The following is a 23,130-nucleotide window of genomic DNA, read 5'->3' as shown; positions in this document are numbered from 1 at the left end:
CGTGCCGATCAATGTCCGCCTTCGACGCGGCCAAAATCTCACCAAAAGACCATAATTGGTGATGCCGTCGGAGAAGGCACAGTGCGGGCGACCAGCTTTGGAACGTCAAGGTGTTAAGGAACGGCCAAAATGGGGCGGTTTAGCAGGCGCCTCCCACAACCCCACCCTCTAACCCAACACCCGCGCCAGCGCGACAAACTCCGCCACCGACACCGTCTCCGCCCTGCGGCTGGTGTCCATCCCCAGCGTCTCCATCGCCGCCAGCGCGCCGGACACGCCCTTCAGGCTCTGGCGCAGCATTTTCCGGCGCTGGCCGAATGCGGCGCCGGTCAGCCCCTCCAGCACCGGCAGGCGCACGCCCTCGGGCGCGTCGGCGGGGGCGATATGGACCACTGCCGACATCACCTTGGGCGGCGGGGTGAAGGCGGAGCGGTGGACGGTCATCGCGATCCGCGGAGTCGAGCGCCACTGGGCGAGCACCGCCAGCCGGCCATAGGCGTCGCTTCCGGCCTCGGCGACGATGCGTTCGGCGACTTCCTTCTGGAACATCAGCGTCAGGCTGGCCCACCAGGGCGCCCATCCGGCGGACAGCCATCCGACGAGCAGCGCGGTGCCGACATTGTAGGGCAAATTGGCGACGACATGCGGCTTGCCCGTGAACAGGCTCGGCGCGTCGACTTCCAGCGCGTCGCCTTCGATCACGCGCAGCTTGCCGGGGAAAAAGCCGCCCAGTTCCTCCAGCGCGGGGATGCAGCGCCGGTCGCGCTCGACGGCGACGACGCTGGCGCCCGCCTCCAGCAGCGCGCGGGTCAGCCCGCCGGGGCCGGGGCCGACTTCGAACACTTCGGCGCCGTCCAGCGATCCCGGCACCTTGGCAATGCGGGCGAGCAACTGGTGGTCGAACAGGAAATTCTGCCCCAGCGCCTTGCTCGCGCTGAGACCATAGCGGCGGATCACATCGCGCAGCGGGGGAAGCTCGGTCACGCGGCTCCTGCGGCAGCGTTGTCGGCGCGGCGCGCGGCCTGTTGCGCGGCCATGCGGATCGCGGCGATCATCGCCCCCGGATTGGCCTCGTCACGCCCGGCAATGCCGAACGCGGTGCCATGGTCGGGCGAGGTGCGGACGATCGGCAAGCCCAAAGTGGTGTTCACGCCGTCGTCGAAATGGAGTGTCTTGATCGGCACCAGCGCCTGATCGTGATAGGGGCACAGCGCCACGTCATAGCCGGCGCGGGCGCGGGCGTGGAACATCGTGTCGGCGGCGAACGGCCCCACCGCGTCGATCCCCTCGGCGCGAAGCTGGGCGATGGCGGGCGCCAGTATCTCGATCTCCTCGCGGCCCAGCGCGCCGCCTTCGCCGGCATGCGGGTTGAGCCCGGCAAAGGCCAGCCGCGGTCGCTCGATCCCGAAATTGCGCAGCAGCCCGCGCGCCGTGACGCGCGCCTTGGCGAGGATCAGTTCCTGCGAGAGGAGGCCCGGCACCTCGGCCAGCGGGACGTGGATCGTGATCGGCACCACGCGCAGCGTCGGCCCGGCGAGCATCATCACGGCATTGTCGCCCGATACGCCGCAGCGTTCGGCGACGAATTCGGTCTGGCCGGGATGGGTGAAGCCGATCGCATAGAGCTGCGCCTTGGACACCGGCCCGGTCACCAGCCCGCTCGCCGCGCCCGACCGCGTCAGCCCGGTCGCCAGTTCGAGCGATTCGAGCGCCGCGCGGGCACCCTCGACATCGGGGGTGCCGGGCGTCACCGCACCGCCGGCGCCGACCGAGAGTACGGGAAGTCCTTCGTCGAACGCCGCTTCGGCTTCGTCGGGGGATCGGATCGGCACCACCGGCCCGTCCCATACCTGCCGCACCGCGCGCGGATCGCCGACCGCGAAGAAACAGGCGAGCGAATGGAGGTCGCGCGCCTTCCACGCCTTGGCGGTTATCTCCGGGCCGATCCCGGCGGAATCGCCCATCGCGATCGCGAGCGGTCGAATTCTGCCCCGCTCGCGCACGGCCTCAGCGATATTCGACCAGCGCGTCGCGGCGCAGGTCGCGCAGCATGCGCTGGGCGCGCAGATTGACGCGCTCGTCCTCGATCTGCGACTGAATCGCCTCGACCGACGGCAGGTTGACGTCCTTCGGATCGTCGCGGCCGCAGATCACGAGCACGCGCACGCCGTCCTCGACCGATCCGAAGGGCTGGGTCGACTGGCCGACCTGTAGCGGCATCATCAGCTGCTGGAGCGCGGGCGGCAGGTCGCGGATCACCACGCCGTCGCGGTCGACGACTTCGGCGCCCTCGGCGGCTGCAACCTTGCCGACGTCGCCACAGCCCCTGATCGCCTTGGTCGCCTCGGCGAACTTGCCGGCACGGATGCTCGCCTGCGCCTCGGTCGTCCCCTTGGGGAAGGTCACGGTGAGCTGGCGAAGGCTCAGCTTGGCGTCGCGCGCGTCGGGCATCAGCACCTTGCGCTTTTCGGCAAGATACAGGATCGAAAAGCCGGTGGGCAGCTTGATCGGCCCCGCGACCTGGCCCGCCTGCATCTCCTGCGCGGCGGCGGCCAGCGCGTCGGGCAGCATCCCGGGCCGCACCCAGCCCAGATCGCCGCCGACCGAGCGCGTCGTCGCTTCGGAATAGGTCCGCGCCAGATAGTCGAACGGCGCGCCGTCGCGCATCTGCTGGATCAGCTTCTGCATCCCCGTCGCGACTTCCTGTTCGCGATCGGGGGTGGCGTTCATGTAGATTTCGTAGACGTGGAACTCTTCGCTGCCCTTCTGCGCGAGCATGCGATCGAGCATCGCCTTCACTTCGAGCTCGCTGACATTGATGTTCACGCGGCGGCGGAGCAGGCGGTTCCAGGCGAGATCGCCTTCGATCTGGCGCCGCACCGAGCGTTCGGACGAGCCCAGCTTCTTCAATTCCGCGCGGAACTGGTCGGGGGTGAAGTTGAAATTCTTCGCGACGCGGGTGAAGCTCGAATCGATCTCCTTGGGATCGACCGTGATCTCGTTGGCCTTGGCCTCCTGGATCTGGAGCGTCTCGTCGATGAGCTGGCGCAGCACGGTCAGCCGCAGCTGGTCACGCTCCTCGGGCTTCACGTTGAGCTTGTTGAGCCCGACGATCAACGCCACGCGCTGGTCGACATCGGTGCCGGTCAGCACCATGTTGTTGACGATCGCGGTGGGCTTGCGGATGTTCGGATCGGCCTTGCCGAAAATCTGGAGGTTCGCCGGAAGGTCGAGCCCGCCATTGGGGGTCTGCTGCTGATCCTGTACCGTCTGCGCAGTGCCGATCGACGCGATTGCCGCGATTCCAAGTGCCAGAACGGCTTTGCGGCCGAAGCGGGCCGCCTTTGCAACACCAATGTTCACGTGAGCCCGTACCCTCATCCATCCGGAGACCGAGCCGCTTACTGGCCAATTGTGCCTGAACCAAGGCTGAGCAGCGGTCCGCTTGCGTCCGCGAAACTAGCGGCCCAGGTTCTTGAACGCCAGCGACAAAAGGAAGCTGTTGCCGCGCTGCGCATCGCCGGTCGTCGCATAGTCCCGCTTCCAGGTCACCCCGAGCCGCAGACAGTCGTCCTCGTAATTGACGCCCAGCCGGTGCCGCACCGGCTCGAACCCGTCCGAAAGCGACAGGATATCCTCCTGCCGATCGGTCAGGTCGACCAGGATCGACCCCGACACCGACCAGAATCGGGCAAGCTGGACCCGCGCCCCGACGCGCGCTTCCTCGCGGTCCTGCAAATCCTCCAGTTCGTCGGTGATATTGCGGTTGAGCCGCAGATAACCGACCTGGAAATAGGTGTCGCGCGATCCGATCGTTGTGTCGATCTCGTTGCGGCGCACCGCCAGCCCGTCCTTGTCGATGCGATAGCGATGCGTGACCGCAATGAAGTCGTGGAAGCGCACCACCGTGCGCCCGACGAAATCGGAGATCTTGCCCGACAGCCCGGTGCCGTCGGGGAATGCCGTTTCCTGCGATGACAGGCGATAGCTCTGCCCGATATTCGCCTCGATGCTGAACCCCGGCAGGTTCAGCCCATAATCGACGCCCCAGGTGACCCGCGTCGAATCCTCGACTCGGTCATATCCGGGGAAGCGATTGAGCGAGAAAAGGTTCGAATCCTCAAGGTCGACGGCGCGCGCATCCTCGTTCGGCACGTCGAAATTATTGGTCTTGGGCGAAGCGACGAACTGTACCCGCGGCGTCAGCCGCTGCGTCCCGCCCAGGAATTCGCCGATCAGCGGCCATTTGACGTCCATCGCCACCGCGGCGCTGCCGCGGAACTGGAACCCCTCCAGCCCGCGATAGCTGGCGACGTCGGTGCTCAGCGTATCGTCGCTATTATACACGTCGCCGCGACCATAAGCGGTCAGCGTGACTTCCTGTCCCCATGGCGTCAGCCGGCGCAGATCCCAGCGCGCGCTGGCAAAGGCGCGCTGCGAATCCTGCCCTGCGCTGCGCGTGATCGCGAGCGTGTTGAGCTGAAGCTCGACGCGACCGCCGACCAGCCCGTCATCGAGGCGGCGGCGATAGTCGATCTCGGGCAGCGCCACCGGCTGGAGCCCCTGCCGGTCGCCGACGCGCAGCGTCTGCACCGCCCAGGCGTTGATCGAGAAATAGCTGTCCTGGTCGATCCGCTCGACTCGGACATTGTTGCGCAGCCGGTCGTCGCGCGAAATGTCGTAGCGGCGCAGGAAGGTGCGGTCGGTGGTCAGCCGAAACGACGCGCTCGCGCTCCAGTTCTCGTCGAGCTGGAAACGGCTGACGGCGTCGAGATAGCCGCGGAAATCGTTGCGCGACGTCTCATCGGTGATCGGCACGCTCAGGTCGTCGGCGCGGCGGCTGTACGTGCCATAGGCGTTGACGCGATACGCCCCCGATCCGGTCAGCGCGCGATAGTCGGCCTGGAGCATCGGCAGCGCGCCGGTGAACACGCGCGGCGTCACGGTCAGGTCGCGATTGGGCGCCAGGCTGAAGAAATAGGGCAGCGCGATCTGGAAGCCGTTGGTGCGGCTGTACCGCGCATCGGGAGTCAGGAAGCCGTCGGCGCTCCTGCCGCCCACCGGATGCGAAAAGGCGGGCAGGGGGATCGTCGCGAAATTGAAGATCGAGATGCGCGCGCCGGTATAGCGGATACGGCCCTTGTCCGGATTATAGACCACGCGGTGCGCGGTGATCTTCCACGACGGCTCCTTGGGGCAGCCGGCGGTGCTCGTGACTTCGCACGGCGTATAGGCGGCGTTCTCGACCGTCACGATGCCGTTGTCGCGATGCCCGCGCTCGGCGGCGACGCGCCCGCCCGCGTCGAGCACGAGCAGCATGTTCTCGACCACGCCGTCCTTCAGCGTGTCGGTCAGCTCGATCCGGTCGCCATAGGCGGCGTCGCCCTCCGGGTTGAGGATGACGATATTGCCCTCGGCGACGACCTTGCCGGTCTTGCGGTCCCACACCACGCGATCGGCGCGCAGCCGGTCGCTGCGCCGGTACAGCCGCACGTCGCCGCTGGCGGTCACGATATCGGCGTCGAAGCCATATTCGATCGCGTCGGCGTTGAACTGGATCTCGTCGGGATTGTCGGGCAGCGCGGTGGGCGAGGGCGGCGGCGGCTCGACATTGCGGTCCTGGAGATTGGCGGCGGGGACCGGTTCGGCTTGCGGCGCGGCATCCTGTGCCGCGGGCGATTCGCGCAGGTCGCCCGTCACCTGCGCCCGGGCCTGCGCCGATAGGCACATTCCCAGCGCGGCCGACACCATCAGCGTCTTGCGCGAAACGACCATTCCCACCTTTTTATCTACTCCCGGGCACGCGGCGGCTCCCGCCCTATCGCAGCGTTTGCTCCGCCGCAACGCCACGTGCGTTGGCCCGAACGGCGGGACGCGCTAGACGCATGCCGATGAAGGTCGATTTCTACCATCTGACGCTCCACCCGCTGGACCGGGTCCTGCCGCGGATCGCCGAACGCGTGCTCGCCGATGGCGGGCGGCTGCTCGTCGTCGCAGCGGCGGCGGAGGCGCGCGCGGCGATCGACCAGCGGCTATGGACCTATGCCCCCGACAGCTTCCTGCCGCACGCCCAGGCGGGCGGCGACCAGGACGCGGACCAGCCGGTACTCATCGCGGAGGATGCCGTGGCGGCCAATGGCGCCCGCAACGTCGCGCTGGCGGACGGGCTGTGGCGCGACGAAGCACTGGAGTTCGACCGCGCGTTCCACTTCTTCGACGAGGACCGCATCGTCGAGGCGCGCGCCGCCTGGCGGGCGCTGGCCGCGCATGACGGCGTCGAACGCCGCTATTGGAAGCAGAACGAAGCGGGCCGCTGGGAACAGGTCGCCTGAACCTGGCGGAGTGCTTCGGCTTGCATCGGACGGCCTTGCGGATTAGGGAGCCGCGACTTTCCACACCCTCAAGATACAGGAGCCGCACGGCCATGGCCGCGACCCGGACCTTTTCGATCATCAAGCCCGACGCCACCCGCCGCAACCTCACCGGTGCGGTCACCAAGATGCTCGAGGAAGCCGGCCTCCGCGTCGTCGCGTCCAAGCGCATCCAGATGACCCGCGAACAGGCCGAGGGCTTTTATGGCGTGCATCGCGAACGCCCCTTCTTCAACGACCTGGTGACCTTCATGATCTCCGGCCCGGTCGTGGTGCAGGTCCTCGAAGGCGAGAACGCCGTCCAGGCGAACCGCGACATCATGGGCGCAACCAACCCGGCAAACGCCGAGCCCGGCACGATCCGCAAGGAACTGGCCGAATCGATCGAGGCGAACTCGGTCCATGGTTCGGACAGCGAAGAAAACGCCGCGATCGAAATCGCGTTCTTCTTCAAGCCGGAAGAAATCGTCGGCTGATTCGGGCTGACGCCTGAACGGGAAACGGGGCCAGTGCGTGAGTGCTGGCCCTTTTTTGCGCCTGGTGGGTTGGGCTGCGGGGCCAGTGCGAAGATTTGCGGTTGGTCGCAATTCTGCTTGTCGGCATTGCGACCCAAACGCGGCTTTCAAATTCTCCCCCGCCAGGGGGAGGTGGCGCCGAAGGCGACGGTGGGGGAGGACGCACGCACCGAGCGATGTGCGTCCTCCCCCACCGTCAGGCTGCGCCTGCCACCTCCCCCTGGCGGGCAGGGGAATCGCACATGAGTGAAGCGGGGCTCTTGCGTGGTTGCGCAAAAATGATTCTGAAGGTCTCCCCTTTTGCGGGAGGCCAGGATGGATTTTGTGGAGGTATTTGCGGAGATTCCGGATCCGCGGGACTTCACGTCGCAGTATCCGTTGACCGAGATTTTGTTCATCGCGCTCGCTGCGGTGCTGTGCGGCGCGGGCAACTGTACGGAAATGGTGTTGTTTGCCAAGGCGCGGGTCGATCTGCTGCGGCAGTTCATTCCGCTGGAGCGCGGCGTCCCCAGCCACGACACCTTCAGCCGGGTCCTGCGGACACTCGACCCGCATGCATTCAATGCCGCCTTCATGCGCTTCATGGCGGCGTTCGGCGAGCAGGCACGGCTCGATCAGCCCTGCGGCCAGGTGGCGGTCGACGGCAAGAGCTTGAAGCGCGCTTACGAAAAGGGCTGCGCCCATATTCCGCCGATGATGGTCAGCGTCTTTGCGTGCGATACCTTTATGAGCCTGGCCCAGACGATGGCGGACAAGGGCAACGAAGCCGATGCCGCGATCGCGGCGCTCGAGCTGCTCTCGCTCAAGGGATGTACCGTGACCGCCGATGCGCTGCACTGTCATCGCCGCATGACCAAGGCCGTCCGTGACGGCGGCGGCGATTATGTGATCTCCATCAAGGGCAATCAATCCAAGCTCGTGGCCGAGGCCAACGCCGCCCTTGATGCTGCAGCGGCGCACAGGTCGACCCGCTTCCATCAAACCGAAGACCAAGCCCATGGCAGACACGAGGTGCGTCGTGCCTTTGTCATCCCCTTCTTCCAGACGCCGAGCAAGAACGCGCTCGTCGATCTGGTCGCGGTCGCTCGCGTCGAGCGATGGCGCACCATCGGCGACAAGACCACCCATCAGGTCCGTTGCTATGCGCTGTCGCGCAAAATGCCCGCCGAAGAACTGCTCAAAACAGTCCGCCGCCATTGGTCCATCGAAAACCACCTCCATTGGCAACTCGACGTCCTCCTCGCAGAGGATATGGCCCGAAACCGAAAGCAAAACGGCCCTGCCATTCTTGCCATTCTTCGCCGCCTCGCCCTCAATGTGCTGCGCGCCGAACCACAAAAAATCCCCCTCAACCACAAACGACTCATGGCCCGATGGAACGATCAAGAACTCCTGCGCCTAATCACTCATGTGCAATAGCCCTGCCCTGGCGGGGGAGGATGACGTAACGACAAATACCGCCTAGTTGCGGACATTCGAGGTCTGACGCATGCTCTTCAGCGGCCGGGGGGAGAGTGGTGAATGGGACACGATATCAGAGCCGTGATCGGGTTTCCCGAAGCAGTGCAGGCCATTGTGCGTGGAGCGGGATGTCCCAACGCGACGGCCTTGCCGCAAGGGTTTGCAATCGCTCCGCTGGGTCACGATCAGATAGATGCACTTACCAAACTTGAGCCGGGACGGCACGTAGACGGCTTTGTTCATCTATCTGACGGACTGAAGAACGGCATATTATCCCTCATCGGTGATGCGAGCCTCGCTTACATCGAGACCGACTATTTCGGCGGTACGGGTTCACAAGGTGCCGCACTTTTAAGAGACGGTCAGACCGTCTACGAACGGTCGACACCTGTCGATCGCGCGCCGATAAGCGCAAGCAGCCCGATCAACAGCGCCCTACGAGATCTCGGTGTGCAAACCAGCGATGGTGATGAGTTCGACGCCTTGGGTTTGTTTAAGTTTCGAAGCCTTGAGGCGCTCGGCTTAATCGAGGACGAGGACTAGCAGGTGAGCGGGCAATGTCCGCTCTCCACCAAAACCAGTCCTCCATAGGCCCCGAAACAGCCTCCGAAGCGCACAAACCCACTTCCCCCCATCACCCCCGCGGCAACGTAATCGTAGCCAGCAACCCGCCCCCCGCGCGGTTCGCCAATGTAATCTGCCCCCCGGCATCCGAAACGATCGCACGCGCCAGCGCCAGCCCCAGCCCGATCCCGCCGGTATCGCGGTTGCGCGACGTCTCCAGCCGCGTGAACGGGTCGAACACTGCAGTCAGCTTGTCCGCCGGGATGCCCGGCCCGCGATCGGCGACTTCGATCGCGACCGTCGTTTCGCCCGGCAACAGCCGCACCTCGGCGGCGCCCGCATATTTCACCGCATTCTCGATCAAGTTGCGCACCGCGCGCCGCATCAGCGACGGGCGCATCCGCATCTTCAGCCGGGGCGATTCCTCGAAGCTGACGTCGTTGCCGATGTCGCGGAAATCCTCGACCACGGCGTCGATCAGCGCGGCCATGTCGACATCGGTCGCGGGCTCGCTCGGGCGGCCCAGCCGGGCCAGCGACAAGATGTCGTCGAGCGTCCGGTTCATCTCGTCGATCGTGTCGGCCATGCGGTTGCGATCGTCATCGTCCTCGACCGATTCGATGCGGACGCGCAGCGCCGCCAGCGGGGTGCGCAGGTCGTGCCCGATCGCGCCGAGCATCCGGTCCTTCTCGTCGATCATCGCATTCACGCGCAGGCCCAGCGCGTTGTACGCGCCGATCACCGCGCGCACGTCGCCGGGGCCGCGCTCCTCCAGCGGGGGCGCGCCGTCGCCGGGGCGAAAGCCGCGCGCCGCCGTTGCCAGCGCACGCAGCGGGGCCGCGATGCGGCGCCCGGCGAGCAGCACCGGAATCAGCACGCAGACATAGAGGATCAGCGTCTGCGCCAGCAGCTGCCACATCAGCGATCCCTCGACGCGCGGCCAGGGCGAGTTGGTCGCGAGCCAGCCCTTGCCCGGAATCTCGACCGCGATCTGCAACTCCGCCCCCAGCCGGCGCAGCCGTTCGGCGCGCATCGGGCTCATCCGGCGCAATTGCGGGGCGTCGGGCTCGATCGGCTGGACCGATGCGATGACACGCCCGAAATCGATCCCCGATTCCTTCAGCCCGCGGCGTACATCCTCTTCGATGTCCGGGCGCGACCGCGCATCGGCGGCGATCGGGTTGGCCTCGTGAATCTCGATGCGGGTGCGCGGATCGGATCGGAAGCTGCGCCCGCCGTCGCGCGCCGCGCGCAGCGGCGGCCTGCCCGCTTCGTCGACCGAAGTCATCCGCTCGGACGCGTCGGCAAGCCGCGTGACCGTGGGCACGATGAACTGGGCAAAGCGCATCCCGTGCCGTTCGCGCAGCAGCATCCCGAAATTGATCGCCTGCGCGACGAACAGCGCGATCGCGACGAGCAGTGCGATCTGCCCCGCCAGGCTGGTCGGAAGGAAGCGACGGATCGCGCGGTTCCCGCGGGCAAGGCGCGTGCGCCAGCCCGCGCTCACAACCGGGTGACCTCGGCGGCCAGCGTGTATCCGCCGCCCCACACCGTCTTGATGATCGATGGGTTCCGGGCGTCGGGCTCCAGCTTCTTGCGCAGCCGGCTGACCTGGTTGTCGATCGCGCGATCGAACGCGGCGGCCTCGCGCCCCTGGGTCAGGTCGAGCAGCTGGTCGCGCGTCAGCACCTGGCGCGGGCGGGTGACCAGTGCGTGGAGGAGATTATATTCGCCGGTCGACAGCGGCACCGATACGCCTTCGCGATCGACCAGCGCGCGTTCGCCGGTCTTGAGCACCCATCCCGAAAAGGCGAAGCTGCCGCTCTCCGGCGCATGCTGCTTGGCGCCCCCCGCCTGGATGCGGCGGAGCACCACCTTGATCCGCGCGGCCAGCTCGCGCGGGGAAAAGGGCTTCACGACATAATCGTCGGCGCCCATTTCCAGCCCGACGATCCGGTCGGTCTCTTCGCTGCGCGCGGTCAGCAGGATCACCGGGGTCTCGCTGGTCGCGCGGATATGGCGGCACAGGCTCAACCCGTCTTCGCCCGGCATCATGATGTCGAGGATCACCAGGTCGATGGCATAGGCAGTCATCCGCGCCCGCGCACCCTCGGCATCGCCGGCCTGCGTCACGCGAAAGCCCTGCTTGGTCAAATATTGCGCAAGCGGCTCGCGGATCGAGCGCTCGTCGTCGACGAGCAGGATGTGCGGGATGTCTGACATACGCTGACGTTACCAACTCACGGGCAAGAAGGAAGTGCCGGGCGGACCGAGGAGGCGAATCCGCCCGGCAGTCCCGGCCGGCTCAGCTATCCTGAGCGTCGGCCGGAGGGGGTGGGGGCGGGGGCGGCATGTCGCCACCGCCGCGCGGGCCGCCGCGACCGCGCATCGCCATCATCCGCTCGTGCATCGCATCGCGCTCTTTCTGGTCGATCTTGCCGTCCTTGTTGGTGTCGACTCGGTCGAAACGGGCCAGCGCGCGCGCCTTCTGCTCCTCGAGCGAGGCCATGCCGTCGCCGTCCTTGTCCATCCGCGCCATCATCCGGTCGCCGCGCGGCCCCTTGGCTTCGGGACCACCAGGACCGCCGGGGCCACCAGGACCACCCGGGCCGCCGGGACGGCCAGGGCCACCGGGCCCGCCCACGACTTCGAGCACCGCCTCGCGCTCCTCGGGGCTGATCTTGCCGTCCTTGTTCGCATCGACGCGGGCAAAGGCGGCGGTCAGCCGCGCGGCCACTTCGTCGCGCGTGACCACGCCGTCCTTGTTGGCGTCGGCGAGCAGCATCGGATCGGGCGGCGCAGGCCGGTCCTGCTTCGGGCCGGATGCGGCGGGGGTCTGCTGCGCCGCGCTGGCGCTACCCGCCAGCAAGGTCGTGCCCAGCAGCAGGGCGGCAATCATCTTGTTCATCGAGCGAAACTCCTCTGCTCCCCGCGATACGCTTCGCGGTGGATGGCCCTTCTGGAGCCGGCATGTCGCGCCAGTTTGTCACGCGCCCGGCAAAGTGTCGCAATTTGTCTCACCGGCGGCGACAGCGTCACCCGAACAGCGCCACTCCCTGCATCGCCTCCGCGACCACCGCGCCGTCGGCGTTCCAGATCGTCATCCGCTGGCTGCTAAAGCCATCCCACGCGGTATCGGCATGCGCGCCGAGCAGCCACCAGCCGTCGCTGGTGACGGGTGCGGGATCGACGAAATTGATCTGCCAGTTGAGCGAACTGACCGGCGTCAGCATGCTGGGCGCCAGCTTGAGCGCCGCGGGGGGCAACGCATCGCCGATCGCCATCAGCTCGACCATCGGGTGCAGCCCCGCGCGCACGCGCAGCCGTGCCCAGCGCAGCCAGTCGGCGGGGCCGGTGGCTGTGTCCGCATCGAGGAACTCGAAATTGCCGGTGAAGAAAGTCTCCGGCCCGACATACAGGCTCGCATCCTTTGCAGGCGGCGCATGCGGCGACCGCACGCTCTCGTCATGCCGCACCGCCGAGGGCAATGCCGCCATGAACACGAAGGTCGCGCGCATCCCCAGCCCGGCATCGGAGGCCACGTCGCTCTGGAGATACGCCGCGTTGCGCCCGCGCCGCAGCCGGGTGGCGGTGACGGCGACCTCGCCCGCGAGCGGCCCGATGAACGCGATCTGCGCCGAACGCAGCGGCGGCAGGTCGGGCTCCAGCGCCAGCGCGGCATCCAGCGCGAGCGCCGCCGACAGCCCGCCAAACGCCGTGCGGCCCTGCATCCAGTCGGGGGGGATCGTCGCGGTGAAACCATGGTCGGTGCGCAGTGCGGCGGCGAGAAGATCGGCAATCGGCGTCATCGCGCCTCGCTATGCCAAATCGCCGCCCAGTGCCATACGCGAGTTTCAAAGCCGGTCGGGCCAGACGGGACGAGCGGTTACACGGCTTGACGCCGAGCCCGGCATACCGCAATTTCGAAACCACGACGAACCGGGTTCCGGAGACACGCAATGGCTACACTATTGGAAAGCGACGCGCCCGCCGATTCTATCGCAGCCTTTCGCGCGGAGGCGCGCGAATGGCTGGTGGCGCATTTCCCGCCGTCGCTCAAGGGCAAGGACAATCTGATCTCCGCGCTGGAGGGCCCGCACGAGCCCTCGCCAGACGAGGCGGCGTGGCAGGCGGCGATGGGCGAGAAGGGCTGGGGCGTCCCCACCTGGCCGCGCGACTATGGCGGCGGCGGGCTCGACCGGGCCGAGGCGCGCGTGCTTCAGGAGGAAATGGCGCGGATCGGGGCGTGGAACCCGATCGGCGGGATGGGCGTGATGATGTTCGGCCCGACGCTGCTCGAATATGGCAGCGAGGCGCAGAAGCGCGAGCATATCCCCGCCATCGCGCGCGGCACGGTGCGCTGGTGCCAGGGCTATTCCGAACCCGGCGCCGGCTCCGACCTCGCCTCGCTCCAGACCTTTGCCGAGGATCATGGCGACCATTACGTCGTCAACGGCCAGAAAACCTGGACCAGCGGCGGCCAATGGGCGGACAAATGCTTCATGCTCGTCCGCACCGACAAGACGAAGAAGCATGAAGGCATTACCTTCCTGCTCGTCGACATGGACACGCCGGGGATCGAGGTGCGCCCGATCCGGCTGATCTCGGGCGCGTCGCCGTTCTGCGAGACCTTCTTCACCGACGTGAAGGTGCCCAAGGCCAATCGCGTCGGCGAAGAGGGGCAGGGCTGGACGATCGGCAAGCGTCTGCTCCAGCACGAACGCAGCAGCCTGTCGGGCGGCGGCGGATCGGCGGGGCGGATGTTCGCGGGCACGCCGTTGTCGCACCTTGCGAAGCAGGCGGTCGGCGTCGATGCCGAGGGCCGCATCGCCGATGCCGATCTGCGCGGGCGGATCATCCGGCACGACATGGACATGCGCGCCTTTCTCCTCACGCTCCGCCGCGCCGCCGCCGAGGCAAAGGCCAGCCAGGGGCCGTCCGCCGCGACCTCGATCATGAAGAATGTCGGCGCGCGGATCATGCAGGAACGCTCCGAGCTGCTGATCGAAATTCGCGGGCTGGCCGGGCTCGGCTGGGAAGGCGAGGGCTTTGGCGAGGAGGAACTGCGCGACGTCCGCGCCTGGCTCTTCGGCAAGGCGGTGTCGATCTATGGCGGATCGAGCGAGATCCAGAACAACGTGATCGCCAAGCGCATCCTCGGGATGCTGGATCACCAGTGAGTGCCTTCCCGGCCTTGGAGGCTGAGCGCTCGCCTTATTTTTCCTTCGTCACCCTGAACTCGTTTCAGGGTCCAACGCGCCCCAAGCACTGGTTTCGCCCGTGGCGCCTTGGACCCTGAAACGAGTTCAGGGTGACGAGAAGCAAAAAAGCATTGCCCGTTTCATATGCATCCCCCCGCAAGCGGAAGGGGAACTAAGAAATAGCCGACACCCTCCTCCGCAGCGAGCAGGGAACAGAAGGAACCCCCCGATGGCCGTGCTGACCGAAGAACAGACGATGCTGCGCGATATGGCGCGCGACTGGGCCGACAATGAATCGCCCGTCACCGCATTCCGCCGGATGCGTGCCGCCGCGCCGCCCGCGCGCTTCGATGCCGATGCGTGGCGTGCCCAGGCCGAGATGGGCTGGGCAGGGATCATCGTGCCAGAGGCACAGGGAGGCGCAGGCATGGGCTATGGCTCGCTCGGGCTGGTGCTCGAACAGCTCGGGCGCAATCTCGCCGCCACCCCTCTCGCCGCCACCGCGGCCGCCACCAGCGCGCTGCTCCTCGGCGGCTCGGAGGCGCAGCAGGCGGCATGGCTGCCGCGCATCGCCGCGGGCGACGTCATCGCGACGCTGGCGGTGGACGAGGGGCCGCGCTTCGCCCCCGATCGCATCGCGACGACGGTCGAGGACGGCGCGCTCACCGGCACCAAGGCGTTCGTTGCCGAGGGCGACAGCGCCCAGCTCTTCGTCGTCGCCGCCGTCGATGGCCTCTATCTCGTCGCCGACGGCGCGGGCGTGGCGCGTGCCCCCCGCAGCCTCGTCGATTCGCGCAGCCATGCCGAAATCCGCTTCGTCGGCGCGCCCGCCGAGCGCCTCGCGGGCGGTGGCCCCGATCTCCTCACCCGCGTCACCGATCGCGCCGCCGCCGCCTTGTGCGCCGAAATGCTCGGCATGGCCGAAAGCGCGTTCGAACAGACCAACGCCTTCCTCAAGACCCGCGTCCAGTTCGGCCAGGTCCTCGCCTCGTTCCAGGCGCTCCAGCACCGCATGGCGAAGATGTTCACCGAACTCGAACTGATGCGATCGGTGGTCGAGGCGGCGCTGGAGGCAGTCGACAGCGGCAAGCCCGACGTCCGCCAGGAAGTCAGCCTCGCCAAGGCGCTCGCGGGCGAAACGCTCAACCTCGTCAGCCGCGAAATGGTCCAGCTCCATGGCGGGATCGGGATGACCGACGAACATGACGCCGGATTTTACCTCAAGCGGGCGCGCGTGCTGGAGGCGATGTGGGGCAATGCCGCGTGGCATCGCGAACGTTTTGCGCGGCTTGCCGGCTATTGATGGCATTGTCCGGGCGCCGACCCTCGTAATTTCCCGGAGACGGGCGTGTCATTTCTGCAACACTCGCACTCCAGTCCCGCTTTGCAACCTTTGTTATGCTTGACGCCTCTCAGAGAACCGCGTGTAATTCGAGGGTAGGGTATGGAACCCATCGAGTGTTCCAGCCCGTGGTGAGAGGAGAATGATATGCGGCTACGCCTTTTGTCGGCGACTGCGGTTCCGGCATTGATCATGGCGCTCGCGGCACCTGCGTACGCGCAGGACGCATCGACCGGGGCTGCGGCCCCGCAGGATAACCAGACCCCCGATGCCTATGACACCAACGACATCGTCGTGACGGCGCAGGGCCGCGCACAGGTGCTCGCGGACGTGCCGCTGGCGGTGTCGGCGATCAGCGCGGAGGCGTTGCAGCAGAGCGGCACCAACGACATCCGCCAGCTCAACCAGATCGCGCCGTCGCTGCTCGTCTCGTCGACCGGCAGCGAGGCCAATGGCTCGGCGCGCATCCGCGGCATCGGCACGGTCGGCGACAATCCCGGGCTCGAAAGCTCGGTCGCGGTGTTCATCGACGGCGTCTATCGCTCGCGCTCGGGCATCGGGCTCAACGAACTGGGCGAGATCGAGCGGATCGAAGTGCTGCGCGGGCCGCAGGGCACGTTGTTCGGGCGCAATGCCTCGGCGGGCCTGATCAACATCGTCAGCAAGGCCCCGGCCCCCGTGTTCAGCGCGGGCGCCGAGGCGACCTATGGCAATTACAACAACGTCCGCCTCTCCGGCTTCGTCAACGCGCCGCTCGGTGACACGCTCGCGGCGCGCATCGACGGCGTCTACAACCAGCGCGACGGCTTCTACACCGACCTGACCAGCGGCCGCGACATCAATAACCGCAAGCGCGGCTTCGTCCGCGGCCAGCTTCTCTACGAGCCGTCGAGCGACCTGTCGGTGCGCATCATCGGCGACTATACCAAACGCGACGAGGAATGCTGCGCGGCGACCTATGTCAGCCGCGAGATGAACCCGACGATCGGCGCGCTCAACGATCCGGCGCAGAACAATATCGTCCGCGTGCTCCAGGCGCTGGGCCAGCCGGCCGCTGCGTTCACCAACGGCTATAACCGCGACATCTATGTCTCGCCGGGCCGCAGCTATGGCGGCAAGACCGAGGATTGGGGCGGGTCGATGCAGGTCGACTGGGATCTGGGCGGCGCGAAGCTGACCTCGATCACCGGCTATCGCAACTATCGCAGCGATCAGGGCTCCGACACCGACTATAGCTATGTCGACATCCTCTATCGCGCGGCGGACGGCAACAATGCCCGCGAGTTCAAGACCTTCAGCCAGGAATTGCGGCTCCAGGGCACGGCGTTCGGCGATAAGCTCGACTGGCTGGTCGGCGGCTATTTCGCCGATGAAGACCTGACCGTCACCGACAATCTGCGCTTCGGCAGCCAATATGGCCGCTTCGCCACCTGCCGCATCATCTCGGGCAGTGCGCTGGCGGCGCTCTATTCGCCGACTTCGGCGGGGTGCCTCGCGGCGCGCCCGGCGGCGTTCGGGGCGGCCTCGCCGCTGATCTATGCGGCGTTCGACCGGCTCGATGCGATCAACGACAAGGGCACGACGCGCGACCGCTATTTCCAGAACAGCCGCAACTGGGCGCTGTTCACGCACAACATCTTCCACGTCACCAACCGCGTCGATCTGACGCTCGGCGTGCGCTACACCAACGAGCGCAAGAAGTTCAACGCGACCTTCGGCAACGACAATACCGGCTGCACCGCCAACCAGGCATCGCTGCTGCCGCTCCGCTCGACTGCGGCGCTCACCGGAATCGTCGATGCGATCGTCGGGCTGTCGTGCCAGGGCAACTCGACCGCCGAGCTGAACGGCGTCTCGATCAACGACCGCCGCAGCGAGCATAAATTCACCGGCACCGGCGTCCTGTCGTGGAAGCCGGTCGACGATCTGCTCCTCTATGGCAGCTATTCGCGCGGCTATAAGGCGGGCGGGTTCAACCTCGATCGCTCGGCGCTCAAGGCGCCGATCGCCACCTTCGCCTCGGTCGGCGGCGCGCAGGCGCTGGCAAGCGGGCTCCAGTTCGACCCCGAGGAAGTCGACGCCTTCGAAATCGGCGCCAAATATTCGACAGGCCGGTTCAGCCTCAACGTCGCGGCGTTCCGCCAGCAGTTCAAGAATTTCCAGCTCAACACCTTCAACGGCACCGTTTTCCTGGTTCAGAACATCAACGGGTGCAGCACCGGCCTGTCGGGCGGCGACCGTGACCAGAGCAAGTTCACCACGGCGTCCAACTATAACGCCGCGGCGTCGACCACCGGTCGCTGCGCATCGGGCGACGTGACCTATGGCGTGCTGGCGCAGGGTGTCGAGATCGAGGCATCGCTGGTTCCGGCGCGCGATTTCCGCGTCGGGCTGGGGCTGACCTATTCGGACACCAAATATCGCGAAAATCTGGTCGGCAATGCCAGTGGCGCGCCGCTCGACCAGGCGCTGCGCAAGCTGCCGGGCGACGAACTGTCGAACGCCCCGCAATTCGTCGCGACTGCCTCGGCGTCGTGGACCCCGGACCTTGGCAGTTCGGGGCTGAGCGGGCTCGTCTATTTCGACACCCGCCTGACCGACAAATTCAACACCGGCTCCGACCTGTTCGCGCAAAAGGGGCAGGAGAGCTTTGCGCTCGTCAACGGCCGCATCGGCATTCGCGGGCCCGAGCAGAAATGGGCGATCGAAGTCTGGGCACAGAATTTGCTCAACCAGGATTACCAGCAGGTCGCGTTCAACTCGCCGTTCCAGGAGGGGGCCACCGGCGCGCCCTTCACCGACGCGCAATATCCCGGCGGTCGCCAGATCTTCTCCTCCTATCTGGCCGAACCCCGCACTTATGGCGTGACGCTCCGGTCACGCTTCTGACGTCGTCGTCGCAGGAGAGGACGCACCGAGGCTCGCGAGGGGAACACCCCCGCGAGCCTTTTTTTGTGAAGGCTTCAGCGCGAAGGCCATTTCCAGTCCACCCCGTCAAAGCGGCTTGCGCCGGGATTGGCGACATGCGTTTCGCCCAGTTCCTTGCGCAGCGTGATCAGCGTGCTGCCCCCCTGTTCGTCCAGCGCCTCGACCAGCCGGGTCGCGTGCGACACGACGATGATCTGGCACTGTTCGGACGCCTTGATCAGCAGGCGCGCAAGCGGCTCGAGCAAATCGGGGTGGAGGCTCGCCTCGGGCTCGTTGAGGATCATCAGTTCGGGCGGGCGCGGCGACAGCAGCGCGGCGGCGAGCAGCACATAACGCAGCGTGCCGTCCGACAATTCGGACGCCGCGAGGGGGCGGAGCAGCCCATATTGCTGCATCTCGATTTCGAAGCGATCGCCGACCGATAGCGTCGCGCCGTCAAAGGCATCGGCGATCGTGTCGCGCAGCGTGCCGGCATCGCCGATCTCGAAGATCGTCTGGATCGCCGCGCCTATGTCCGATCCGTCGCCGGCCAATATGGGCGTGAAGGTCCCCACCTGCGCCCGCCGCGCGGGGGCATCGCGGTCGGTGCGCAGGTCGTCGTAGAAACGCCAGTCGCGCATCCGCTCGCGCAGGCGCAACAGCTCGAACCCGTCGTGCAAATCCGCGCACCGCGACATCATGCTGTCGACCGGGGGCAAATCGCGCACTGTGTCGGCCCATTCCCCGGTCTGTTCGTCGCGCAGCCGGACAAGCCCGCCGCGGCGCTCGGCTAACAGGTTGGCGCGGCCCAGCACCGGGCCGGTCCATACCGCCTCGACCTTGATCTCGGGGTCATGGGTAAACCGAGTCCGCGACGGGATGGGCAGGCCGAGGTCGATGGCATAGCCATAATCCCCGGATGCGAAGCCCAGCTTGAGGCTGACGGGCCCCGACCGCACCGTGCCCTGCACCGGCTGCGCGCCGCTGCGCATCTCGCGGCTCAGCGTCTCGGGGCCCGCCCAGAGCGTAGACGTAAGTCCCCCCTCCGCCGCCAGCGATGCGACGACGCGGTCCTGCGCGACGTCGGAAAGCAGCCGCAGCGCGCGATACAGGCTCGATTTGCCGCTTCCGTTCGCGCCCACGATCACGTTGAGCGGTCCCAGCGCGATCTTGACGTCGCGCAGCGATCGATAGCCGGAAACGGCGAGGCAGGTCAGCATCGCGCCAGGCTATCTGCCCCGCCGCCCGCCGTCCACTTATCCCAGAAACCCGGTATGCTCGGCCAGGATGCTGGTCCCGATCGCGATCAGCCCCAGCCCGCCGACGAATTCGACTGCCGATCCGAAGCGCACCCCCACCGCGCGCCCGATCAGCATCCCGATCGTCGCCATCGTGAACGTCGCCATCCCGATCGCCAGCGCGATCACGACGATATTGGCGTCGAGAAAGGCGAGGGTGACGCCCACCGCCGCCGCGTCGATGCTGGTTCCCACCGCAGTCGCGATCAGCGTCATCAGCCCGCGCCCGGCGGGTTCCTCGACCACCGCGTCGGGATCGCGCCGTGCGGCTTCAAAGAGCATCTTGCCGCCGACCACGCCGAGCAGGACGAACGCAATCCAATGGTCGATCGCCGTCACGAACGACGCCGCGGTCAGCCCCAGCGCCCATCCAATCAGCGGCGTCACCGTCTCGACCGCGCCGAACACCAGCCCCGCGCGCACTGCCTGCGACAGCGTCGGCCGCCGCACTGCGCCGCGCGCGATCGCGGCGGCACAGGCGTCGGCGGACATGCTGAAGGCGATGACGGCGATCGAGAGCGGGGTCATGGGCGAACTCCACCGGGCAAGAATCAGCGCGTTCGGGTCGGCCGGCACGGCCCCGAATGCGCTGGTCTTGCAAAGCGGACGAACCGCCGGTGCGCCACGCGCCGAAGCGCGAGTATGTTGACGCTACCCCGGCATCCGCCGGAAGCTACTCCCCAACTGGGGCTGCGTTTAGCGATCTATGTTAAGGTCCGCAAGCTCACCCCGCCAGCGGGCGATCGTCGAACAGCCCGAATGCGAGGGTCGAGGCATAGAAGGCCACCGCCCGCTCGCGCGGCATCGTGCTGGCCCATTTGCGCATGTCGAACGCGGCGTTCTGGATCGACATCAGCGCCTGGCTGGCGACCAGCGGGTCGATCGGGCGGATCGATCCTTCCGCGATCCCGTCCGACAGCATCCCCGCAAAGCGCCGCGCGATGCGGTTCGACCGGTCGATCATCGTCGTGCGCACCTGGATCGGCAGCCCCGACAGCGCGGTGGTGCGCAGCAACGGCCCGCGCTCCGAAAACTGCACGTCGAGCAACGTCGCGATCGTGCTCGCCAGCCGGTCCCAATGCGTGCCTTCATGGCTCTCCGCCAGCCGCTGTGCGTCCGCCAAAATGTCGAAGCTGCGCCGGTAGCATGCCGCGACGAGATCGTCCTTGGCGTCGAGATGGTGGTAGAAGCTGCCCTTGGTGACGTTCAGCTCGGACGCGATCCGCTGCACCGATGCGCCGCGATAGCCCAGCTCGTTGATCAGCCGCGTCGCCGCCAGCAGGAACGCCTCGCGCCCCGGCTCGGGCTCGTCATGCTCGAGCGCGAAGATGTCGGGCGCCCAGCCCTGGCCCGGCGCGGCGATGCCATGGCGGAACACGTCCATCAGCCGCGCCTCGACGCGCGGATATTCGTCGACTTCGTAGCGCGGCAGCCACGCCGTCAGCCAGAAGCTGTTCTCCAGCAGCACGTGCGCGCGCGCCCCGCGCAGGTCGGTCTGCGCGCGGGTGCCGTCCTTGCCCCACAGGCTGCGCGTCTTGCGGAAGATGTTGCGCCAGCCGCTCATGAGCTGGCTCTTCATTGGCTCCTCCATCGCGCGCAGGTCGGACAGGATCGCGAAGTCGCGCTCCTCGCCGCGCCCGATCCGCGCGAGCCGCGCCATGTTGAGGTTGAGGTAGCGCGCCACCCGCGCCTCGGGCGTGGCCTCCTCCAGCGCGGCGTCGAGCATCGCGTCGAGCCGGCCCAGCGTGTGTTCGAACGCGGCGGCGGCCAGGTCTTCCTTGCGCTTGAAATAATAGGTGACCGACGTGGTGTTCAGCCCCACGCGCCGCGCGACATCGGCAAAGGTCATGCCCTTCGCGCTCTGCTCGTTGATCGCATCGGCGGCGGCGGCCAGGATCGCGTCGCGCTTCGCCTGGAAACGCTTGGTGCTGCGATCCGCGGGAGCCTCGGTGCCGGAAATCTCGTCGTCGCTCGGGTCGGTCTTGCCACTCATCGCGCCAGCTTAGCCAAAATGTGGCGAAGCCAAAACAGTTTTTCGGGAATCGGGCATGGTGGGCATACGCTGCGGATTTCGTGCCTTGATCGCGGTCCAAGGCCCTTTACCGAATATCCGGTACGCTTTAAGTCGGTTTTGTAGAGCAACGGAGAGACGCGACATGGACTTCACGCTGAACGACCGCGAGACCCATTTCCGCGATCGGGTGAAGGCGTTCATCGACAGCGAAATCCGCCCGCGCGATGCCGAGTATCACGCGCAAGAGGCTGAGGGTGATCGCTGGAAAGTGCTGCCTGTGATCGAAGAGGTCAAGGCGAAGGCGCGCGGCGCCGGGCTGTGGAATTTCTTCATGCCGCCGCAATCGGGGCGCCCGCATGTCGACGACAGCTTCGAATTTCAGGGCACGCAGCTCAGTAATCTCGAATATTCGCTCTGTGCCGAGGAAATGGGGCGGATCGGCTGGGCCTCCGAATGCTTCAATTGCAGCGCGCCCGACACCGGCAACATGGAAGTATTCCATCGCTATGGCACCCGTGACCAGAAGGACGCCTGGCTCGCGCCCTTGATGCGCGGCGAAATCCGCTCGGCGTTCCTGATGACCGAGCCCGCGGTCGCGTCGTCCGACGCGACCAATATCGAGACGCGGATCGATCGCGACGGCGATGACTATGTGATCAACGGCCGCAAATGGTGGTCCTCCGGCACCGGCGATCCGCGCTGCAAAATCGCGATCCTGATGGGCAAGACCGATTTCGGCGCCGCCAAACACGCCCAGCAGAGCATGATCCTCGTCCCCCTCGACGCCCCCGGCGTCCGTATCGAGCGGATGCTTTCGGTATTCGGGTATGACCATGCCCCGCACGGCCATGGCGAGGTGGTGCTGGAGAATGTCCGCGTCCCCGCATCGAACATCCTGCTCGGCGAGGGGCGGGGGTTCGAGATTGCGCAGGGGCGGCTGGGGCCGGGGCGCATCCATCACTGCATGCGCACGATCGGCGTGGCCGAGGAGGCGATCGCCGCGATGGCCCGGCGGCTCGTCAGCCGCGTCGCGTTCGGCAAGCGCCTCTCCGCTCATTCGGTGTGGGAACAGCGCATCGCCCGCGCGCGCATCGACATCGAGATGACGCGGCTGCTGTGCCTCAAGGCGGCGGACATGATGGACAAGGCGGGCAACAAGGCCGCCCAGCTCGAAATCGCGATGATCAAGGTCCAGGCGCCGATGATGGCGCTCCAGATCATCGACGACGCGATCCAGGCGCATGGCGGCGCGGGGGTCTCCGCCGATTTCCACCTCGCGCACGACTGGGCGGGCATCCGCACGCTCCGCCTCGCCGACGGCCCCGACGAAGTCCACAACCGCGCCATCGCGCGGGCGGAGTTCGGCAAATATGCGGCGGCAAAGGCGGACCGGCCGAGTTCAGGCGAGCTGGGGGTGAGCCGGTGAGGGGTGGGACACCCAATCCTCCCCGGAACGC

General features: G+C 66.9%; 19 protein-coding genes. 8 read left to right on the top strand and 11 right to left on the bottom strand.

What is annotated here, in order from left to right; translation table 11 throughout:
* Positions 1-168: 168 nt before the first annotated feature.
* The 4 genes from rsmA to TS85_RS09125 all read right to left on the bottom strand — a co-directional run bounded on the left by rsmA (position 169) and on the right by TS85_RS09125 (position 5,775).
* Positions 169-984: a 16S rRNA (adenine(1518)-N(6)/adenine(1519)-N(6))-dimethyltransferase RsmA gene (rsmA, locus tag TS85_RS09140; protein WP_044331757.1), complete on the bottom strand. Its 816-nt coding sequence runs from the start codon at positions 982-984 to the stop codon at positions 169-171.
* On the bottom strand, positions 981-2,003 hold the full coding sequence (gene pdxA / locus TS85_RS09135) for a 4-hydroxythreonine-4-phosphate dehydrogenase PdxA (RefSeq protein WP_227698734.1): 1,023 nt from the start codon (positions 2,001-2,003) through the stop codon (positions 981-983). The genes rsmA and pdxA overlap by 4 nt, the downstream gene beginning before the upstream one ends.
* Before the next feature lie 4 nt (positions 2,004-2,007).
* Positions 2,008-3,381: a peptidylprolyl isomerase gene (locus TS85_RS09130; RefSeq protein ID WP_044331755.1), complete on the bottom strand. Its 1,374-nt coding sequence runs from the start codon at positions 3,379-3,381 to the stop codon at positions 2,008-2,010.
* A gap of 78 nt (positions 3,382-3,459) precedes the next feature.
* Entirely contained in the window at positions 3,460-5,775 is a 2,316-nt protein-coding gene (locus TS85_RS09125) for an LPS-assembly protein LptD (protein ID WP_227698732.1), read from the bottom strand.
* Positions 5,776-5,891: 116 nt separating this feature from the next.
* Here TS85_RS09125 and TS85_RS09120 point away from each other — a divergent pair, with 116 nt between their 5' ends.
* The 4 genes from TS85_RS09120 to TS85_RS25320 all read left to right on the top strand — a co-directional run bounded on the left by TS85_RS09120 (position 5,892) and on the right by TS85_RS25320 (position 8,890).
* The gene (locus tag TS85_RS09120; protein ID WP_044336092.1) at positions 5,892-6,332 is read left to right on the top strand and encodes a DNA polymerase III subunit chi; all 441 of its coding nucleotides are present in this window, start codon (positions 5,892-5,894) and stop codon (positions 6,330-6,332) included.
* Between the two features lie 92 nt (positions 6,333-6,424).
* On the top strand, positions 6,425-6,847 hold the full coding sequence (ndk, locus tag TS85_RS09115; protein ID WP_044331754.1) for a nucleoside-diphosphate kinase: 423 nt from the start codon (positions 6,425-6,427) through the stop codon (positions 6,845-6,847).
* 354 nt (positions 6,848-7,201) lie between these two features.
* A complete protein-coding gene (locus TS85_RS09110; protein WP_044331753.1) occupies positions 7,202-8,305 on the top strand; it encodes an ISAs1 family transposase in 1,104 nt (367 codons plus the stop codon).
* Between the two features lie 102 nt (positions 8,306-8,407).
* A complete protein-coding gene (locus tag TS85_RS25320) occupies positions 8,408-8,890 on the top strand; it encodes a hypothetical protein (RefSeq protein ID WP_155006351.1) in 483 nt (160 codons plus the stop codon).
* A 91-nt stretch (positions 8,891-8,981) separates the two neighbouring features.
* Here TS85_RS25320 and TS85_RS09105 read toward each other — a convergent pair whose 3' ends face one another.
* The 4 genes from TS85_RS09105 to TS85_RS09090 form a co-directional block, all read right to left on the bottom strand.
* The gene (locus TS85_RS09105) at positions 8,982-10,373 is read right to left on the bottom strand and encodes a sensor histidine kinase (protein ID WP_077228819.1); all 1,392 of its coding nucleotides are present in this window, start codon (positions 10,371-10,373) and stop codon (positions 8,982-8,984) included.
* 41 nt (positions 10,374-10,414) lie between these two features.
* Positions 10,415-11,134 (bottom strand): response regulator, encoded by a 720-nt coding sequence (locus TS85_RS09100; RefSeq protein WP_044331751.1) that lies wholly within the window; start codon positions 11,132-11,134, stop codon positions 10,415-10,417.
* Between the two features lie 82 nt (positions 11,135-11,216).
* On the bottom strand, positions 11,217-11,819 hold the full coding sequence (locus TS85_RS09095) for an EF-hand domain-containing protein (protein ID WP_044331750.1): 603 nt from the start codon (positions 11,817-11,819) through the stop codon (positions 11,217-11,219).
* 127 nt (positions 11,820-11,946) lie between these two features.
* Positions 11,947-12,720, bottom strand: a complete 774-nt coding sequence (locus TS85_RS09090; protein WP_044331748.1) for a thioesterase family protein — start codon at positions 12,718-12,720, stop codon at positions 11,947-11,949.
* Between the two features lie 150 nt (positions 12,721-12,870).
* On the opposite strand from TS85_RS09090, the gene TS85_RS09085 reads away from it, so the two are divergent.
* The 3 genes from TS85_RS09085 to TS85_RS09075 all read left to right on the top strand — a co-directional run bounded on the left by TS85_RS09085 (position 12,871) and on the right by TS85_RS09075 (position 18,343).
* A complete protein-coding gene (locus tag TS85_RS09085) occupies positions 12,871-14,091 on the top strand; it encodes an acyl-CoA dehydrogenase family protein (RefSeq protein ID WP_044331746.1) in 1,221 nt (406 codons plus the stop codon).
* A gap of 250 nt (positions 14,092-14,341) precedes the next feature.
* Complete coding sequence (locus TS85_RS09080; RefSeq protein WP_044331744.1) at positions 14,342-15,415, top strand: acyl-CoA dehydrogenase family protein; 1,074 nt, start codon at positions 14,342-14,344, stop codon at positions 15,413-15,415.
* A 186-nt stretch (positions 15,416-15,601) separates the two neighbouring features.
* Positions 15,602-18,343 carry a TonB-dependent receptor gene (locus TS85_RS09075; RefSeq protein WP_044331742.1) on the top strand — a complete coding sequence of 914 codons (2,742 nt, stop codon included), beginning with the start codon at positions 15,602-15,604 and terminating at the stop codon, positions 18,341-18,343.
* A 74-nt stretch (positions 18,344-18,417) separates the two neighbouring features.
* On the opposite strand, the gene TS85_RS09070 is transcribed toward TS85_RS09075, so the two are convergent.
* The 3 genes from TS85_RS09070 to TS85_RS09060 all read right to left on the bottom strand — a co-directional run bounded on the left by TS85_RS09070 (position 18,418) and on the right by TS85_RS09060 (position 21,652).
* Positions 18,418-19,581 (bottom strand): AAA family ATPase, encoded by a 1,164-nt coding sequence (locus TS85_RS09070; protein ID WP_044331740.1) that lies wholly within the window; start codon positions 19,579-19,581, stop codon positions 18,418-18,420.
* A 36-nt stretch (positions 19,582-19,617) separates the two neighbouring features.
* Positions 19,618-20,187, bottom strand: coding sequence for a manganese efflux pump MntP (locus TS85_RS09065; protein ID WP_044331739.1), 570 nt, complete (start codon positions 20,185-20,187; stop codon positions 19,618-19,620).
* Positions 20,188-20,383: 196 nt separating this feature from the next.
* Positions 20,384-21,652 carry a TetR/AcrR family transcriptional regulator gene (locus TS85_RS09060; protein ID WP_077228534.1) on the bottom strand — a complete coding sequence of 423 codons (1,269 nt, stop codon included), beginning with the start codon at positions 21,650-21,652 and terminating at the stop codon, positions 20,384-20,386.
* 163 nt (positions 21,653-21,815) lie between these two features.
* On the opposite strand from TS85_RS09060, the gene TS85_RS09055 reads away from it, so the two are divergent.
* Positions 21,816-23,099 carry an acyl-CoA dehydrogenase family protein gene (locus TS85_RS09055; protein ID WP_044331737.1) on the top strand — a complete coding sequence of 428 codons (1,284 nt, stop codon included), beginning with the start codon at positions 21,816-21,818 and terminating at the stop codon, positions 23,097-23,099.
* Positions 23,100-23,130 lie beyond the last annotated feature (31 nt).

This window comes from Sphingomonas hengshuiensis, assembly GCF_000935025.1.
Taxonomy (GTDB): Bacteria; Pseudomonadota; Alphaproteobacteria; order Sphingomonadales; family Sphingomonadaceae; genus Sphingomonas; species Sphingomonas hengshuiensis.
The sequence above is the reverse complement of the archived record's forward strand: the minus strand, read 5'-3'. Positions and strand labels throughout refer to the sequence as shown.

Excerpts from the sequence above, each read along its gene's own strand:
- TS85_RS09130 (WP_044331755.1), bottom strand. The coding sequence starts at position 3,381 with ATGAGGGTACGGGCTCACGTGAACATTGGTGTTGCAAAGGCGGCCCGC.
- TS85_RS09125 (WP_227698732.1), bottom strand. The coding sequence starts at position 5,775 with ATGGTCGTTTCGCGCAAGACGCTGATGGTGTCGGCCGCGCTGGGAATG.
- TS85_RS09120 (WP_044336092.1), top strand. The coding sequence starts at position 5,892 with ATGAAGGTCGATTTCTACCATCTGACGCTCCACCCGCTGGACCGGGTC.
- ndk (WP_044331754.1), top strand. The coding sequence starts at position 6,425 with ATGGCCGCGACCCGGACCTTTTCGATCATCAAGCCCGACGCCACCCGC.
- TS85_RS09110 (WP_044331753.1), top strand. The coding sequence starts at position 7,202 with ATGGATTTTGTGGAGGTATTTGCGGAGATTCCGGATCCGCGGGACTTC.
- TS85_RS25320 (WP_155006351.1), top strand. The coding sequence starts at position 8,408 with ATGGGACACGATATCAGAGCCGTGATCGGGTTTCCCGAAGCAGTGCAG.
- TS85_RS09100 (WP_044331751.1), bottom strand. The coding sequence starts at position 11,134 with ATGTCAGACATCCCGCACATCCTGCTCGTCGACGACGAGCGCTCGATC.
- TS85_RS09095 (WP_044331750.1), bottom strand. The coding sequence starts at position 11,819 with ATGAACAAGATGATTGCCGCCCTGCTGCTGGGCACGACCTTGCTGGCG.
- TS85_RS09090 (WP_044331748.1), bottom strand. The coding sequence starts at position 12,720 with ATGACGCCGATTGCCGATCTTCTCGCCGCCGCACTGCGCACCGACCAT.
- TS85_RS09085 (WP_044331746.1), top strand. The coding sequence starts at position 12,871 with ATGGCTACACTATTGGAAAGCGACGCGCCCGCCGATTCTATCGCAGCC.
- TS85_RS09080 (WP_044331744.1), top strand. The coding sequence starts at position 14,342 with ATGGCCGTGCTGACCGAAGAACAGACGATGCTGCGCGATATGGCGCGC.
- TS85_RS09075 (WP_044331742.1), top strand. The coding sequence starts at position 15,602 with ATGCGGCTACGCCTTTTGTCGGCGACTGCGGTTCCGGCATTGATCATG.
- TS85_RS09070 (WP_044331740.1), bottom strand. The coding sequence starts at position 19,581 with ATGCTGACCTGCCTCGCCGTTTCCGGCTATCGATCGCTGCGCGACGTC.
- TS85_RS09065 (WP_044331739.1), bottom strand. The coding sequence starts at position 20,187 with ATGACCCCGCTCTCGATCGCCGTCATCGCCTTCAGCATGTCCGCCGAC.
- TS85_RS09060 (WP_077228534.1), bottom strand. The coding sequence starts at position 21,652 with ATGAGTGGCAAGACCGACCCGAGCGACGACGAGATTTCCGGCACCGAG.
- TS85_RS09055 (WP_044331737.1), top strand. The coding sequence starts at position 21,816 with ATGGACTTCACGCTGAACGACCGCGAGACCCATTTCCGCGATCGGGTG.